Here is a 15,216-nt window from a genome sequence, read left to right as displayed (position 1 = left end):
TCCCCGGGTGACCATCCAACTTCGGGCGACCGCCGAAACAGCGGCGGCTCGCCCCTCGGTGTCAGTCGAACACGTCCGCGCAGACCGCGGCGCAGGTCGACCCGTGCTCGACTGCACCTGAATGACGAAAGTGCAGACACCATGCGAAAGAACATCAGCCTAGCCGTTGCCCTGCCCCTCGCCGTCGCCATCGGCCTGGCAGGCTGCGGCCACGACGACAGCACGGCAGCCGGGCCGACACAGACCGAAGGCAGCAGCAGCTCCGCCTCAGCGGACAGTTCGGACAGTTCGGACAGTTCGGACAGCCAAGTCGACGCCGAGGCGCTCAGCCTCGACGGCGCCTGGGTCAAGGCCGCCGATGACGGAATGACCGCAGTCTTCGGCGAACTGAAGAACGACACCGACCAGGACATCAACCTCGTCGAAGCGAAGTACGCGGACGCGAAGATGGTCCAACTCCACGAAACCGAAGGCGACGGTTCCGGCGGAATGTCCATGCAGGAGAAGAAGGGCGGCTTCACCATCCCGGCCGGGGAGAGCCTCGACCTCGAGCCCGGGGGCGATCACATCATGATCATGGGCCTGAAGAAGGCCGTCAAGCCGGGCGAGCAGATCAGCCTCGACCTCGTCACCGCCGACGGCGAGACCATTGAGGTCACTGCCGTGGCGAAGGAGTACTCCGGAGCCCAGGAAGACTACGCGCCCGGTGAGGCCGAAGGCTCCAGCGACGGCGAGAATGCCGACCACGCAGACCACGGCGACGACGAAGACCTCGGCGACGACGAGGACTCCGACCAGGGAGACCACGGTGATCACTGAGCCCGGTCGCCCCGGCTTCAGCCGCCGAGGTCTCCTGACCTCGGCGGCCGCGGCCGGCGGCGTCGGAATCGTCGGTGCCACGGGCGGATTCGCGCTCGGTCGCGGCTCCGGGGCGCAGGGCGCGAGCGCTGGTGACGAAGGGCCGCCTCGGCGAGATCTGGACGGGGCGAACGGGCCGCAGACCGAGCCGTTCTTCGGCACTCATCAATCCGGTGTCGAAACCCCGGCGCAGGCGTATGCGCAGTTCATCGCGTTCACGCTGGGGCCCGGGATCACGGCGGCCGAGGCGGTGCGCTGGCTGCGGCTGCTCACCGCGGATGCGGCGGCGCTGACGCAGGGGCAGGCGCCGTTGGCTGATTCCGAACCGGAGCTCGGCGTCAACCCGGCCCGACTGACGGTGACTTTCGGATTCGGCGCCGCACTGGTGGCATTGGCCGGAAAGGACCACGTCCCGGACTGGCTGAGGCCACTGGAGGGGTTCTCGATCGATCGCCTCGATCAGGACCGGTGCAGGGGTGACCTGCTCCTGCAGATCTGCGGCGACGACCCGCTGACCTTGGCACATGCCAGGCGCATGCTGTTCAAGGACTCACGTTCATTCGCCGAGGTGGCCTGGCAGCGGGACGGATTCCGACGTGCCTACGGCAGCTCGGGGGAGGGGACGACCCAGCGGAACCTCTTCGGTCAGCTCGACGGCACGGCGAATCCGGGGCCCGGATCCGAGGACTTCGCGCGGATCATCTGGGGCCAGAGCACCGAGACTGCGGGCCCGGTGTTCTCCGCTCGCGGGGAGCCGCCGGCCGATCTCGGCGCGCATCTGCCTGTGTGGATGCGTGGGGGAACGACGCTGGTGCTGCGTGATATCGCGATGAACCTCGACACCTGGGACCAGGCCGACCGTCCGGCGCGGGAGTTCTCGGTCGGGCGGACCATGGACACCGGGGCACCGCTGTCGGGCAAGGACGAGTTCGACGTTCCGGACTTCACCGCCGTCGATGGGCGCGGACTGACGAAGATCTCTCAGGTCGCGCATATCGCTCGTGCCCGCGACGGGCTGGGTCCGGAGGCGCAGATCCACCGGCGCACGTTCAACTATGAGACCGGTGCGGGTGGGGATTCGGGGCTGCTGTTCGCGTCGTTCCAGGCCGATATCGAGCGGCAGTTCCTGCCGATCCAACGCCGCCTCGCCGAGGTGGACCTGCTCAATGAATGGACGACCCCGATCGGGTCGACCGTGTGGGCGATACCGCCCGGAGCGACCGAGGACGGCTACGTCGGGCAGGAGCTGTTCGACGGGTGAGGGAGGTGCGAGGTCGCCAGACCAGCGGCTGTGGACCTGGCGGACTCGCAGCAGACAGCGGCCGCCGTCCCCGCAGTCGCGGGTGCGGCGGCCGTGTGAGCGCGCGGATGCTCAGTCGGTGATCTCGGAGTCGAAGGCCTTCGGGTTGTCCTTGACCCACTGGTCGACGGCGTCACCTTCCTGACCCTCTTCGTATTCGTTGACGATGAGGTCTTCGAGCTCTCCGTACGTCTTGTCGTCGAGCTTGATTCCCTTGATGAGCTCGGACGCTTCGGGGAACTTGTCGCTGAAGCCGTCGGTGCCGAGGAAGTGCATCTTCTCCGGATCGCCCATGGCGTTCTTCGGGTCCTCGAGTTCCTTGACGTCGAAGGCGTTGTTCGCCCAGAACGGCCGCCACAGGGTGACGACGATGTCGTCCTTCGCGTCGATGGCATTGCCCAGCTCGGTGAGCATGGCCGGGGTCGAGGAGGTGACGAGTTCGAAGTCCTTCTCCAAACCGTACGCAGGCATCATCGAATCCTTCGTCACCTTGGTCAGACCGGCTCCGGGTTCGATGCCGACGATCTTGCCGTCGAACTCGTCGGCGTTGTCCTTGAGCTCATCCAGCGAATCGATGTCGACGTAGTCGGGCACGACGATCGTGTTCTGCGCCTTGTCGTAGTAGGTGCTGATGTCCTCGATCTTGTCGCCGTACTCATCCATGTACTGCTTGTGGGTCTTCTCCGGCCAGGCGGAGGGGTAGATGTCGATGTCGCCGTTCGCTGCTCCCGCATAGAGGATCGCAGCTTCGGAGATCGTCTCCAGCTCGGGCTCGTATCCGAGTTTCTCCAGCTGGTCCTCGAGCAGGAACGCGGTGCTGCGGCTGTCGGACCACGACGAGATGCAGCCGATGGTGATCGTGCCCTTGTCGCCGTCGGAACCGGCGTCCTTGCCGGCTTCCTGGGAGCATCCGGTCAGGGCGAGGCCCAGCGTCGCACAGGCGGCGACAACGGAGGTGAGTGTGCGTGACTTCATCAGTTTCCTCTTCGTGGTGGCTGCTCGAGCGCGGTGAAACCGCCGACTCTGGCAATTCCGGTCGTCCGAGCAGGAACATGTGAATGCAGGATGATTTGTGATCACAAAAGTTGGTACGGCAATGTAATCACATTATTCGCGCAACTTCCAGTGGCGTCCTCCTGATCTGCCGTGGTCCCGACCCGTGTTCGGAGAGCTCCGCCCGGTGGACAGCTGCGTGCAGCACAGCGGCGGCACGGAACGGGACCGAAGCAGGCCGGAAGCAAGCCCGGCGCGGGCCCGGCGCAGGCCCGGACCGCTTCGGGAGCGTCAGAACAGCGGCTGCGGCAGGGCGCCTTCGAACTCGAGGAGGCGCCGCTTGGTTTCGAGCTCGTGCCCGGGCAGTCCGCCCGAGTACCCGCCGAGCCCGTCACCGGCGACGACACGATGGCAGGGGACGATGATCGGGATCGGATTGAGCCCCATGATCCCGCCGACGGCCCGCGCCGGAATCCCGGTGCCGCTGGCTTCGGCGAGTTGCCCGTAGGTGACCGTGGTCCCCGCCGGAACCTCGTCGGCCAAGGTCGTCAGCACGATCCTCGCGATGTCCGATACCTGACCGAAGTCCACGGGCAGATCGACGTCACCGAGGCGGCCGTCGAAGTACGCGCGCAACTGGGCGATCGCTTCAGTGAGGATGGGGTCCGACTGTCCGGCCGCCTCGGCGGGGATCGGGTCCGACTGTCCGGCCGCCTCGGCGGATGTGCGCCATTCGAGCCGGACGATCGACCGGCCGTCGCTGGAGACTGTCAGGGGGCCGACGAAGGTGTCGACGGCTGCCGAATGAGTCGCCATGGGATGCCCTCCGTTCGGGTTCCGCGCACCGAATGCGGTGTCAACGGCGCTGCTCCATCGAGTCTACTCACACAGCTGTGCCCTCCCGACTCTTCCGAGTCGGGAGGGCACAGCATATTCATGACCGCACGCCGCGCTGCGGGGAAGTCAGCAGGAGAGCAGAGGGCGTCGACCTCAGGGCATCTGCTGCCGCGGCGACGAGATCACTCCTCGTCAGGCAGCTCACCTTCGTAGGCATCCGGGTTGGCCTTCAGCCACTCGGTGATAGCCGCTGGGGGATCATTCTTGCCGTCCTTGCCGTACTTGTTGACGACCAGGTCCTCGAGCTCCCCGTACTGCTTGTCATCGAGCTTGATGTTGCCGATGTAGTCGGCGGCATCGGAGAACTCATCGCTGAAGCCCTTGGTCGCGGTGAAGTGGAGCTTCTCGGGATCGCCCATCGCACCCTTCGGGTCCTCGAGGTCCTTGACCGGGTACTCGTTGTTCGCCCAGAACGGACGCCACAGCGTGACGACGATGTCCTTCTCCGCATCGGTCGCATTGCCGAGCTCGGTGAGCATGGCAGCCGTCGACGAGGTGACGAGTTCGTATTCGTCGTCGAGACCGTATTCGGGAATCATCGCCTTGGTGGCCTTCGTCAGACCGGCACCGGGCTCGATTCCGACGATCTCGCCGCCGAAGTCCTTGCCCTTGCCCTTGAGGTCCTCGATCGAGTTGACGTCGTCCATGTACTTCGGGACGGCGATCGTGAGGACGGCGTTGTCGTAGTAGGCGCCGACGTCTTCGAGATCATCACCGTACTTATCGATGTACTGCTTGTGCGTGACCTCGGGCCACGAGGACGGATACATATCGATATCACCGTTGGCGACACCGGCGTAGAGGACGGCGGCGTCGCTGAAGGTCTCGGTCTCGACGTTGTATCCCATCTTTCCCAACTGGTTCTCGAGCAGGAGCGAGATGCTCTCGCCGTCGGTCCAGCCGGTGACATAGCCGAGCTTGATGTCGCCCTTGTCGCCGCCACCGCTGCCGTCGTCCTTCGACGCTTCCTGCGAGCAACCGGTCAGAGCGAGGCCGAGGGCTGCGACTGCAGCGACGAACGGGGTGAGGAATCTTCTCTTCATTGTGTGTTCCTTTTCTCTAGTGTTCGACAATTCAGACTGTGTGGTCCATCGATTCAGGCTGCTGCGGCAGCTGCCTTGTTCTTCGCGCCGCGACGGCGCAGCCCTGCCACGAGCGAGCGTGGGTAGTCCTTGGCATTGCCCAGGGCCGCGGTGACGCGATCGAGGTAGACCGCGATGATCACCACGCCGAGTCCGGCTTCGACACCGAGCGGCAGGTTCTGGGTCGCGATCGCTTCGACGACGTTCTTTCCGAGTCCGTCGGCGCCGACCATGCCGGCGATGACGGCCATGGCCAGTGCGAGCATGATGACCTGGTTGATGCCGGCCATGATCGTGGGCGTGGCCAAGGGCAGCTGGACTCCGCGGAGGATCTGGCCGGGAGTCGCACCGAAGGACTGTCCGGCTTCGACCGTCTCCGAATCGACTCCACGGATGCCGAGCTCAGTGAACCGCACACCTGGGGGCAGAGCGAAGATCACCGTTGCCACGAGGCCGGGAACGACGCCGATGCCGAAGAAGGTGACAGCAGGGATGAGGTAGACGAATGCCGGCATCGTCTGCATGAAGTCGAGGATCGGTTTGATGACCGCTGAGGCTTTGTCGCTGCGTGCGGCCAGAATGCCGACCGGAATGGCGATGATGACAGCGATGACAGCAGCGATGATGATCAGCGCGAGGGTCTGCATCGCGGCCACCCACTGGTCCATCGTCATGATGAAGAACAGGGTGATGAGGGTGCCCACGGCCATCTGCCACGACCGGAAGATCCAGCCGATGAGCGCCAGCAGGATGATGATGACGAGCGGGTGGAGGTCGACGAGCACGTCGGTGAGGATCTCGATGAGGAAGTTGAACAGCCAGGTGACGGCGTCGAAGAACCACGCGACGTTGTCTTTGAGCCAGTCGAAGGCTGAGTCGACCCAGGCTCCGATCGGAATTCTGATGTTCTCCATCAGCGCTCACCCCTTTCGCCGGCGGCCTGCGGTGCGACGGCATCATCACCTTCGGCCAGTACCTGGTCGATGATCCCGGTGTCGACCGGCTCCGGCCAGTCTTCGACAGCGGCGTCCGCGGCCTGCTCGTCATTGCCGGTCTGGTTGCCGAGCGCGGCCAGCAGTGTGGCCCGGGGCACGACGCCGACGAGTTCGCCGTCCGCATCGGTGACGGGCACCGGCAGAGGCATCTCCGCGGTCGGGAGGAAGAGATCGATGAGCAGGTCGTCCGGCGACGCCGGGTGGGCGACCGGCTTGATGATCTCGTCGAGAGTCGTGGCGCCCGTCCGGATGTGCTCGACGCAGGCGCGGTCGCTGACGAGTCCGAGGAACTTCCGGTCCTTGTCCGTGACGTACACGCCCGAGGCGTTGTTCTCACGCATGGTGCGCAGAGCGACGCGGGGGCCGTTCTGATTGGTCACGGTCTGACGTGCCTTCTCCATGACGTTGTTCGCGGTGAGGACGCGTGCCCGGTCGACGTCGTGGACGAACTGCGCGACGTAGTCGTTGGCCGGGTCGGTGAGGATGTCCTCCGGGGTGCCGACCTGGACGATGCGTCCATTGCGCATCACCGCGATCCGGTCACCGAGGAACATCGCCTCATTGAGGTCGTGGGTGATGAAGATGATCGTCTTCTTCAGCTCCCTCTGCAGCTCGACGAGCTGTTCCTGCATTTCGCGCCGGATGAGCGGGTCGAGAGCGGAGAAGGCTTCGTCCATGAGGAGGATGTCGGTCTCGGCCGCAAGCGCGCGGGCCAGGCCGACGCGCTGCTGCATGCCGCCGGAGAGCTGCTCTGGGAATTTGTCGCCCCAGCCATCGAGGCCGACGGTCTTGAGCCAGCGGTCGGCGGTCGCGTCCCGCTCCGCCTTCGCAACTCCGCGGATCTCGAGCGCATAGGCGGCGTTGTCCCGGACAGTGCGGTGGGGGAGCAGTGCGAAGTGCTGGAACACCATCGAGATGTGTTCGCTGCGGACCTTGCGCAGTGTGGCCGCGTCGACTTTTGCGATATCAGTGCCCAGCACCTCGACGGACCCGGCAGTGGGTGCCCAGAGCCCGTTGAGGGTGCGGATCAGGGTCGACTTGCCCGAGCCCGACAGGCCCATGACGACGAAGATCTCGCCGGCCTCGACTTCGAAGCTCGCGTCGATGACGGCGGCCGTTCCGAGTTTCGTCAGATCATCACGGTCGGCGCCGGATTCGAGTCGTTTGACGACTTCGTCTTCGCGCTTTCCGAAGACTTTGTAGACGTGTGACGCTTTGACAACGCTCACGTGCTTCCTCCTTGCATTCTTGGCAGTCCGCAAGAACGAGAGGCTTCACCCCCGTTTGCACGGTTCGGTGCTCGCAGAACAGATCCGAATAGCTCAATTGCGCACGCGCCTCACCGCACACGGATATCTGATCCACCATTGTAGTTTTGTTCAGGGTTTTCGGTAGAGAATTTATCGCACGTATCCGGCGCGTCAGCCTTGACTGCCGCTCTGACCTGGGCAAACACAGGTTGGCGCGTTACTTGATTGTTATAATCATCGATTGGAGCATGTAGATATGCCGTTAATGGATTTGGTGCCGGATATGGGATTTTGATGCAGTAGGCGGCCTTGTCTTCAGGATTTCTGCAGCGAATCCGAGAGGAAGCGGATCACGGCCGGAGTGACCACCTCGGCGAATTCTTCGAAGAATCCGTGGCGCCCCTCCGGCAGGATGCGCAGCTGAGAACCGGGGATGCGTTCGTGGAGGATGCGGGCATTTCCGACCGGGTTCATCCTGTCGGCGTCGCCGTGCATGATCAGCGTCGGTGCGGTGACCTCCGGCAGCCGCTCCCACGCGTCATGATTGGCGCTGATCCGCAGATGAGCGGACGACTCGGCGGCCGTCATCGTGTCGTCGCCGAGCATCTTGCTGTACTTCGCCGACACCGTCCATTCGGGGGTGTAGAAGAGGTCGAAGAGGTACTGAGTGTGCTCATCACCGCGCAGCCGCGCCAATGCCTGGCCGACCTCGCGCGGACGCTTGACCGCGTGCGGACCGCCCGGGGAGGTGCACCCGAGGACGAGCGCGCTCACCCGCTCCGGGTGGTTGAGCGCCAGCATCTGCGTGATGCGCCCGCCCATGGAGGTGCCGTACACCGCAGCCCGATGCACGCCGAGGTGGTCGAGCACGTCCGCGGCGTCGTCGGCGAAGCTTGCCGTCGACAGTTCGCCGAGCTCACCCCTGCTGCCGCCCGTGCCGCGATAGTCGAACGTGATCGTGCGGAAATCCGCTTCGAAGTCCCCGCGCAGATCGTCCCACCACTCGTGCGAATTCGACTGACCTTGCAGCAGGAGCAGTGCTGGGGCGTCCGCCGGCCCGCTGACCTGGACTTCGAGGGGGAAGCCATCGCGTGTGCCGATCCTGTCCACCTGCATCGTTCCCACCCGTGTGCTCCTGCCCGCGCGCGCCTGATCACCGCCTACGCTTGAGAGATGAAATCATTGCCGTTCCTCAATCCTGCCGCAGGATCGCCCGCCGTGCGCAATCCCGGCCGACCGGCCATCATCGTGCCCACGCAGGCGCTCGACGCCGAGGACCTCTCCGCCGAATGCGCTGCAGCCGCCGCGACCCGGATCGTCGACGCCGTCGAATGGCGCATCGATCCGCTGCTCGCCGCCGCTTCCGCGCAGGGTGGGGCGCAGGGTGGGGCGCACAGTGGTCTGCACGGACTCGCCGAGGCGGCCCTTCGTCTGCTTCCGCATGCGCTCACAGCCGAGCTGCCGATCCTCCTGACCGTGCGCACCGGTTTCGAAGGCGGGCAGGTGGAGATCACGGAGGACGCCTACGCCGAGGTGGTGCGGGAACTCATCGCCGGGGTCGCTGATGTCGAGGCGGACGCCGGAACCGCTGCCGGCACCGGTCTCAGCGGCACCGGTCCCACCGGCGCCGCCTCCTCGGGAGTTCCCGGCAGCGCATCATCGGGCGTTCCCGCGGCCATCGACGTCGAGATCGATCGGGCCGAGGCGGGCTCCCTTATCGCCTCGGCGCGGGAAGCGGGCGTACCCGTCGTCGCTTCACACCACAATTTCGAGTCCACGGACTCTTCCGAGCGCCTGCTGAAGACGTTCGCTGTAATGAGCGAGGCCGGTGCAGACGTGGCCAAGGTGGCGATGATGCCGCAGACGCCGGCCGATGTTCTGCGTCTCCTGGAGGCGACGGCCGCAGCGGATGCCTCGCTGCCGGTTCCCGTGCTCGGAATCGCGATGGGACTCTTGGGCCGGACGAGCCGGATCATGGGCGCCGACTTCGGCAGCTGCGCCACATTCGCGCAGATCGGTCGGGCCTCGGCCCCGGGGCAGATCGAGGCATCGATCCTCGCCGAGATCCTCGACCGCGTCGGAGGTAGGTGTGTATGAGCGGCCTCAAAGTTCGTACGCGGTGATCTTGATCAGGGCGTATGAATTTCTGACTCGCGTTTGCTGAGGGGTTTGCTGACGGGCCGGGCTCAACCGGCAGATTTCGCCAGGGAAGCAGACGGCCCGCGAAGCATGAGCTTCGCGGGCCGCTTCTCTGCTGCAGAGCCGGCAGAATCCGACAGGGGATCAGTCGGTCATCTCTTCGATCTGCTTGCGGAACTTCTTCGGCAGGGCTTCCTCGCCGAAGTTGTTGCGCACGGTGTTCGCGGCGATGCGCTGAACGACGAGCTGGGCCACGGCCACGCCGACGCCGGAGACGATCGTCCAGGCCAGAGCCTCGGACATCGAGATCTCGTCATCGACAGGGTTCGACGGCGCCGGGCGCTTCGTCGACTTCTCCCATGCGAAGGTCAGGGTCTTGCGAGCGACGAACGCGGCTGCGATGGGCGCTCCCACGCCGATGATCTGCCAAGCGAGCTTTCCCATGCTCGTGTCCTTTCCTTTGAACCTTGGATCCCGTGCCTCTGGGGAGTCGCGGGAACGTATTCCGTCGAAGACAACACTAACGCAGGACGATGCGCCCGAGGCCACCCCCGATCGAACGAGGCCGAGAAAGTTCCCTCATTTCATACTTTTGGGGGATGTGCCGGAGAGACCGGGGCAGATAGCGTGAGAGCACGCTTCGGTCGGGCAAAGGGAAGGTCTGAACCGAAACGTGAAGAGAAAGGCACACGATGCTGAGGAAGTGGAAGACGCGTGTCGTCACCGGACTGTTCGTCTGTGGCGCCCTCGGATTCCTGCTTGCGCTGCTGCCGGGACTCTCCGGCGTCTTCTGGCCGGTGTGGCTGATCAGCTGCGCCGCCTGCATCCTCGGGCTCGTTCTCGCCTTCACTCTCCCCTCGGCGAAACCCGCCGACGCTCTGCCCCGAGCCTGAAGAGCTCGGGGCAGCGCATCCCCGACAGCACCCGGAGACTGGACGGTCGAGGGCAGGTCATCCCCACAAACTCCTCGGTGCGTCACCGGCCGCGGACGATCGCCTGGAATCGGTCGGTGAGATTCTGATCAACAGCGATGGCGTTCCCGTCGAGTTCGCGCAGAGCGGCTGCCGTGCGCATCGACGAGACGAACCAGGCCCCGTCCGCGTCCTTGACGTCGTCGAGTCCGAGGTCGGCGTATTCGGCGCGCAGCCCCAGATCCTCCGCATGATCGAAGATCAGACGCTGCGTCGTTCCGGACAGCAGACCAGCCTCCGGATTCGGAGTGAGGAGGCGGTCGCCTCGGCGGATGATGAGGTTTGCGGTCGGGCCCTCCAGCACGATTCCGTCGTGGGAGACGAACAGCGCCTCATCGGCGTCGTTCGCCGCGGCATAGCGGCCGGCCGCCTGATTGACCGCATAGGACAGCGTCTTCGCACCGATGAGCAGCCACGGGGCCTTGCTGCCGATATAGGCGTCGAATCCGCGGTCGAGGCTGACGGCGGTGACTCCCTGGCTCCGGGCTGTGAGGATATGGTCGTCCACGGGCACGGGGAAGGCCCATCCGCGGCCCCGGAACCGACCGTTCGCGTCCTGCTCCCCGCGCGAGAGGGCGTAGCGGATCCCGAACTCGACGTTCTGGGGATCGGCGGCGGCCACCTCGGCGATGAGGGAATCGATGACCCGATCCCACAGTCCTTGGTCCGGATCGGGCAGATCCAGCGCCGAGGCGGACGCGCGGAAGCGGGTGAAGTGCCGTTCCCGCGACACCACGGTGGCTCCGTGCGCCCCCACGCTGACCAGCACGGTTTCGAAGATACCGTCCCCGCGATGAGCGGAGAGATCCGTGACGGGCAGCTGAGCGGCACCGAGATCCGTGAGTTCGAACTCAGCCGTGGTGGGGTCGACGAGGATGAGCGGATCGGTCATGCGGTACCTCCGAAGAGCAGGCCGAGGACGTAGGTCACGGCGGCGGCACCGAAGCCGATGCCGAGTTGGCGCAGGGCGCGGGGGCCGGGTGATTTGCCCGAGAGCAGGCCGACGATGCCGCCGGTGAACAGCAGCGCGATGCCGACGAGTCCGGCGGAGAGGAACACGGCGGGCAGTCCGGACATGCCGAAGATATACGGCAGGATCGGGATGAGCGCGCCGGAGGAGAAGAAGCAGAAGCTTGAGAGGGCAGCGCCGATGCCGGTGCCCAGTTCGTCACGGTCGACCTCGGAGTCGAGGTTCGGCAGGCGCGGCGCCTGTCTGTTCTTCGCCGCCGCGATCGTGCGGTTGGCGCGGGCCTCGGCTTCGCGGGCCTCCATGCCGCGGGCGCGGAAGACGAGGGCGAGCTCGTTGGCGTCGATGTTGAGGTCGGCGAGGGCGTGCCGGGACTCGGGGTCCGGGGTGGAGGCGTCGAGGAGTTCGCGCTGGGATCGCACCGAGATGTACTCGCCGGCTCCCATCGACAAGGCGCCGGCCAGCAGCCCGGAGACGCCGGTGAGCAGGATGACGGTGTTCGAGACTCCCGCCGCGCCGACGCCGAGGACGAGTGCGAGGTTCGAGACCAGTCCGTCGTTGGCGCCGAAGACGGCGGCACGGAAGTTTCCCGACAGGCGGGCGCGGGAACGGGCAGCCAGAGCGCGGACCACCTCGGCGTGGATGCGTTCGTCGGCGGCCATCTCGGCCGAGGCGGCTTCGTCTTCGTCGTACGGCGAGCTCGTCTCCGACTGCTGAGCAAGAGCGAGGACGAACACGGAGCCGAACAGACCGCCGAGGAAGGCCAGGCAGCGGGTGACGAGATCGGCGGAACGGCGCTTCTCGGCATGCTCGCCGAGCAGCGTGATCCAATGCTCCTGGTGCCGGGATTCCGCGGCGGCCAGGCTGAGCAGGATCCCACGGTCCTCGCCGCTGCGGCGTTCGGCGAGGTTGCGGTACACCCGTTCCTCGAGCCGTTCGTTGGCGAGGTAGCGCTGCCAGCGGCGAATGGTTCGTCTGTCGGGGGAGGCAGGCGGAGTCGCTCCTGCGGAGTCATCGGTCGTCACTGGTCCGAGTCTAGTCGTGCGGTCTGATTCCGGCACTGGGTGGGCGGCGAGCGGTCGGGCGGGTTCGGCCGAGTGGCGGTGACGCTGGGACGGCGCTGCTCGGTCGGGCTCCGCTCGGTGTGGCGTTGGGACGGCGCTGCTCGGCCGGGCGCGTGTGGGCGCGTTTCCGGTGTGGCTGGGGTGCCGCGGAAGCGACCGTCGGCGCGGACGCTATGACCGCAGGCAATCCGCATCGCGACCGCAGGTCTCCCGCGTGTGCGAAACCGATCAGTGACCGGTTGTTATCAATTCGTAATATAAAAGCCGGCTGGGGTGCGTTAGATTAATGACCAATGTGAGTTGTGTCACCGTTTCGTTATAGAAGCACGTGATTCGTTACCAATGGCGAATCATGGCGAAGCGTCAGAATCGAGCTTCCCCGCAAGTGCAGCCGTCGATGGGCCGACACAGGTATGGACGAGCAGTCATGCCGTGGCGGTCATCTCCGGTGCGCCGTCATGTGCGATTCCTCTGGACACAGACAAAGGAGCGAAAGGAACTCCATGAAGTTGCGCACGAAGAGCTGGCTGGCGGTCACCGCCACAGCCGGACTGGTCCTCGGCGGGGTGAGCCCGGCGCTGGCAGCGGGCACCGCAGGACCGACCGAACACACCGATATGGGCGTCAACGGCGACGCCGTGATGGAGCATCTGCAGAAGATCTCCGACATCTCCACCTCGCACGCGGATGAAGGACACCGTGCGCTGGGCACCCCCGGCTACGAAGAAGCCGTGGAATACGTCGAATCCACCCTCGAGGCGACCGGAGCCTTCGATGTGAAACGTCAGGCCTTCGACGTCGAGAGCCAGGACTTCGGTACCGTCGACGTCAAGGTCGACGGGGAGGCGGTCAAGGTTGCGACCGCCTCATACACAGAGGGGACCACGGAGCCTCTGACCGATCTGCCAGTGGTGCTGCCGGTCGATGACGACAACAGCGACCTGGCCGGCGGACAGCTCGGCTGTCAGGCCAGTGACTTCGACGCCAGCGCCGAAGGTGCGCTTGTGCTCGTATCCCGCGGCGAATGCGCCTTCGGTGAGAAGACCAAGGCCGCCACCGAAGCCGGTGCCGCAGCGGTCATCATCTACAACAACGACAAGGACAATCCGGACGAGGAGCTCAACGCCACCCTGGGTGAGCGGATGGAAGGCAGTGCCCCGACGGTGACGGTCACCTACAACGTCGGCACCGACCTCCTCGAGAAGGTCGAAGCCGCAGGTGCCGAGGCCGGCACAGAAGCCGGCAGCCAGACTGACGCCGAGGCGGGCCTCGGGCAGGGCGCCGACGAGACTGAGGAAGCCGCCGATGACGACGCGGCGGCCGAAGCCGCGGCCCTGACCGCCGACTTCACGCTCGAGACCGAGTTCGTCACCGAGACGACCTGGAACGTCATCGCCGAGACCAAGGCCGGCGACCATGACAACGTCCAGATGTTCGGCGCACACCTCGACGGCGTCGAAGAAGGCCCCGGCGTCAACGACAACGGTTCGGGAACCGCGGCGCTCCTCGCTTCGGCCGAAGCGCTTGCCGAGCAGCCGACCGAAGTCGACAACGCCATCCGCTTCGGCTGGTGGGGCGCGGAAGAGGTCGGACTCGTCGGTTCGACGGAGTACGTCGCGAGCCTCGACGATGCCGAGCTGGGCAAGATCAAGTCCTACATGAACTTCGACATGATCGGCTCCGACAACTACATCGTCGGCACGCTCGACTCCGACGGCTCCGATGTGCCGATCCCCGACGGCGTCAACGTCCCCGAAGGTTCGGCCGAGCTCGAGAAGATCTTCACCGACTACTTCGCCGACATCGACCAGCCCAACGTCGGCACCGACTTCTCCGGACGTTCGGACTACCAGGCGTTCATCGACAACGGCATCCCGGCCAGCGGCCTGTTCTCCGGAGCAGACGGCACGAAGACGGCTGAAGAGGCTGAGATGTTCGGCGGCACCGTCGGCGAGAAGCACGACACGAACTACCACCAGCCCACGGACACGATCGAGAACGTGAGCAAGGAGTCCATCGACATCTTCGCTCCCGCCATCGGCTTCGCCGTCCACACGCTGGCCTATGAGCTGGCCGACGCACCGACGGATCCGCCGACCGATCCGACGACTCCGCCCACGGACCCCACCGATCCGCCCACGGAGACACCGACCGAGGCCCCTGATGAACGAGCACTGAGCATCGATCCGAAGACGATCGAAGCGCCGGACTTCGTCAGTGAGAAGGGCGTCCAGGTCGCGGCCACCGGCTGCGCCGCCGACACCACGGCGACGATGACGGTGACCCCGAACAACGGGAAGATCGAGACGTTCGAGCAGACCGCCGAGGTCGGAGCCGACGGCACTGCCCGATTCGGAGTCCGCGGACTCGACGCGTCGATGGTCGACAGCTACATCGGCACCTACGACGTCACCGTCGACTGCGAAGGCGGAGACCCGCTGACCGGATCCTTCGAGGTCGTCGCCGAGGGTGACGGGCCGGGAGCCGGTGACGGCGGCAACGGCGGCGGTGGAGGAGACCTGCCGCGGACCGGTAACGAAGCCCTGCCGCTGATTCTCTCGGCCGGAGCGCTCATCGCGCTCGGTCTGGCGATGACGCTGGGTTCACGCCGCCGCCGCAGCTGAGCGGCAGCACCTTCGCCGAGGCGGCGTGCCCTGATCGGCACGGATGGCCCGACGTGGTCGGCGACTGGAGACGGTC

14 protein-coding genes are annotated in these 15,216 nt (G+C 65.7%); 5 read left to right on the top strand and 9 right to left on the bottom strand.

The genetic code is table 11. The features are described 5' to 3' along the window. The first annotated feature begins 141 nt into the window (after positions 1–141). Both QYM46_RS17815 and QYM46_RS17810 read left to right on the top strand, forming a co-directional pair. Positions 142–819, top strand: a complete 678-nt coding sequence (locus tag QYM46_RS17815) for a copper chaperone PCu(A)C (protein ID WP_432790039.1) — start codon at positions 142–144, stop codon at positions 817–819. Further along, positions 737–2,119 carry a Dyp-type peroxidase gene (locus tag QYM46_RS17810; RefSeq protein WP_432790038.1) on the top strand — a complete coding sequence of 461 codons (1,383 nt, stop codon included), beginning with the start codon at positions 737–739 and terminating at the stop codon, positions 2,117–2,119. The genes QYM46_RS17815 and QYM46_RS17810 overlap by 83 nt, the downstream gene beginning before the upstream one ends. 111 nt (positions 2,120–2,230) lie before the next feature. Here the strand turns inward: QYM46_RS17810 and QYM46_RS17805 are convergent, their stop codons facing one another. The 6 genes from QYM46_RS17805 to QYM46_RS17780 form a co-directional block, all read right to left on the bottom strand. After that, the gene (locus tag QYM46_RS17805; RefSeq protein ID WP_432790037.1) at positions 2,231–3,133 is read right to left on the bottom strand and encodes a glycine betaine ABC transporter substrate-binding protein; all 903 of its coding nucleotides are present in this window, start codon (positions 3,131–3,133) and stop codon (positions 2,231–2,233) included. A 309-nt stretch (positions 3,134–3,442) separates the two neighbouring features. Further along, positions 3,443–3,967, bottom strand: a complete 525-nt coding sequence (locus tag QYM46_RS17800) for a methylated-DNA--[protein]-cysteine S-methyltransferase (protein WP_432790036.1) — start codon at positions 3,965–3,967, stop codon at positions 3,443–3,445. A gap of 203 nt (positions 3,968–4,170) precedes the next feature. After that, positions 4,171–5,091, bottom strand: coding sequence for a glycine betaine ABC transporter substrate-binding protein (locus tag QYM46_RS17795; RefSeq protein ID WP_432790035.1), 921 nt, complete (start codon positions 5,089–5,091; stop codon positions 4,171–4,173). Between the two features lie 53 nt (positions 5,092–5,144). After that, positions 5,145–6,044 carry an ABC transporter permease gene (locus QYM46_RS17790; protein WP_432790034.1) on the bottom strand — a complete coding sequence of 300 codons (900 nt, stop codon included), beginning with the start codon at positions 6,042–6,044 and terminating at the stop codon, positions 5,145–5,147. Then, on the bottom strand, positions 6,044–7,354 hold the full coding sequence (locus QYM46_RS17785) for a quaternary amine ABC transporter ATP-binding protein (protein ID WP_432790033.1): 1,311 nt from the start codon (positions 7,352–7,354) through the stop codon (positions 6,044–6,046). Before QYM46_RS17785 ends, QYM46_RS17790 begins: the two co-directional genes overlap by 1 nt. A gap of 336 nt (positions 7,355–7,690) precedes the next feature. Beyond that, positions 7,691–8,491, bottom strand: coding sequence for an alpha/beta fold hydrolase (locus QYM46_RS17780; RefSeq protein WP_432791762.1), 801 nt, complete (start codon positions 8,489–8,491; stop codon positions 7,691–7,693). Between the two features lie 57 nt (positions 8,492–8,548). Here QYM46_RS17780 and QYM46_RS17775 point away from each other — a divergent pair, with 57 nt between their 5' ends. Beyond that, entirely contained in the window at positions 8,549–9,472 is a 924-nt protein-coding gene (locus QYM46_RS17775; protein ID WP_432790032.1) for a type I 3-dehydroquinate dehydratase, read from the top strand. 186 nt (positions 9,473–9,658) lie between these two features. Here QYM46_RS17775 and QYM46_RS17770 read toward each other — a convergent pair whose 3' ends face one another. Beyond that, positions 9,659–9,958: a DUF4235 domain-containing protein gene (locus tag QYM46_RS17770; RefSeq protein ID WP_169253526.1), complete on the bottom strand. Its 300-nt coding sequence runs from the start codon at positions 9,956–9,958 to the stop codon at positions 9,659–9,661. A 248-nt stretch (positions 9,959–10,206) separates the two neighbouring features. On the opposite strand from QYM46_RS17770, the gene QYM46_RS17765 reads away from it, so the two are divergent. Beyond that, a complete protein-coding gene (locus tag QYM46_RS17765; RefSeq protein ID WP_025777086.1) occupies positions 10,207–10,407 on the top strand; it encodes a hypothetical protein in 201 nt (66 codons plus the stop codon). Positions 10,408–10,489: 82 nt separating this feature from the next. Here the strand turns inward: QYM46_RS17765 and QYM46_RS17760 are convergent, their stop codons facing one another. Together QYM46_RS17760 and QYM46_RS17755 are read right to left on the bottom strand one after the other, a co-directional pair. After that, positions 10,490–11,377 (bottom strand): aminotransferase class IV, encoded by an 888-nt coding sequence (locus QYM46_RS17760; protein ID WP_432790031.1) that lies wholly within the window; start codon positions 11,375–11,377, stop codon positions 10,490–10,492. Then, positions 11,374–12,477 (bottom strand): VIT1/CCC1 transporter family protein, encoded by a 1,104-nt coding sequence (locus tag QYM46_RS17755; protein ID WP_432790030.1) that lies wholly within the window; start codon positions 12,475–12,477, stop codon positions 11,374–11,376. Before QYM46_RS17755 ends, QYM46_RS17760 begins: the two co-directional genes overlap by 4 nt. A gap of 542 nt (positions 12,478–13,019) precedes the next feature. Here QYM46_RS17755 and QYM46_RS17750 point away from each other — a divergent pair. Then, complete coding sequence (locus QYM46_RS17750) at positions 13,020–15,140, top strand: M28 family peptidase (protein ID WP_432790029.1); 2,121 nt, start codon at positions 13,020–13,022, stop codon at positions 15,138–15,140. Positions 15,141–15,216: the final 76 nt, after the last annotated feature.

The organism is Brevibacterium sp. K11IcPPYGO002, assembly GCF_050920635.1.
Lineage (GTDB): Bacteria > Actinomycetota > Actinomycetes > Actinomycetales > Brevibacteriaceae > Brevibacterium.
This window is presented reverse-complemented; position numbering and strand designations above follow the sequence as displayed.

What these genes read in the sequence shown, in the direction of transcription:
- QYM46_RS17815 (WP_432790039.1), top strand. Translation starts at nt 142, where the DNA reads ATGCGAAAGAACATCAGCCTAGCCGTTGCCCTGCCCCTCGCCGTCGCC.
- QYM46_RS17760 (WP_432790031.1), bottom strand. Translation starts at nt 11,377, where the DNA reads ATGACCGATCCGCTCATCCTCGTCGACCCCACCACGGCTGAGTTCGAA.
- QYM46_RS17810 (WP_432790038.1), top strand. Translation starts at nt 737, where the DNA reads ATGCCGACCACGCAGACCACGGCGACGACGAAGACCTCGGCGACGACG.
- QYM46_RS17795 (WP_432790035.1), bottom strand. Translation starts at nt 5,091, where the DNA reads ATGAAGAGAAGATTCCTCACCCCGTTCGTCGCTGCAGTCGCAGCCCTC.
- QYM46_RS17765 (WP_025777086.1), top strand. Translation starts at nt 10,207, where the DNA reads ATGCTGAGGAAGTGGAAGACGCGTGTCGTCACCGGACTGTTCGTCTGT.
- QYM46_RS17790 (WP_432790034.1), bottom strand. Translation starts at nt 6,044, where the DNA reads ATGGAGAACATCAGAATTCCGATCGGAGCCTGGGTCGACTCAGCCTTC.
- QYM46_RS17770 (WP_169253526.1), bottom strand. Translation starts at nt 9,958, where the DNA reads ATGGGAAAGCTCGCTTGGCAGATCATCGGCGTGGGAGCGCCCATCGCA.
- QYM46_RS17750 (WP_432790029.1), top strand. Translation starts at nt 13,020, where the DNA reads ATGAAGTTGCGCACGAAGAGCTGGCTGGCGGTCACCGCCACAGCCGGA.
- QYM46_RS17775 (WP_432790032.1), top strand. Translation starts at nt 8,549, where the DNA reads ATGAAATCATTGCCGTTCCTCAATCCTGCCGCAGGATCGCCCGCCGTG.
- QYM46_RS17780 (WP_432791762.1), bottom strand. Translation starts at nt 8,491, where the DNA reads ATGCAGGTGGACAGGATCGGCACACGCGATGGCTTCCCCCTCGAAGTC.
- QYM46_RS17800 (WP_432790036.1), bottom strand. Translation starts at nt 3,967, where the DNA reads ATGGCGACTCATTCGGCAGCCGTCGACACCTTCGTCGGCCCCCTGACA.
- QYM46_RS17805 (WP_432790037.1), bottom strand. Translation starts at nt 3,133, where the DNA reads ATGAAGTCACGCACACTCACCTCCGTTGTCGCCGCCTGTGCGACGCTG.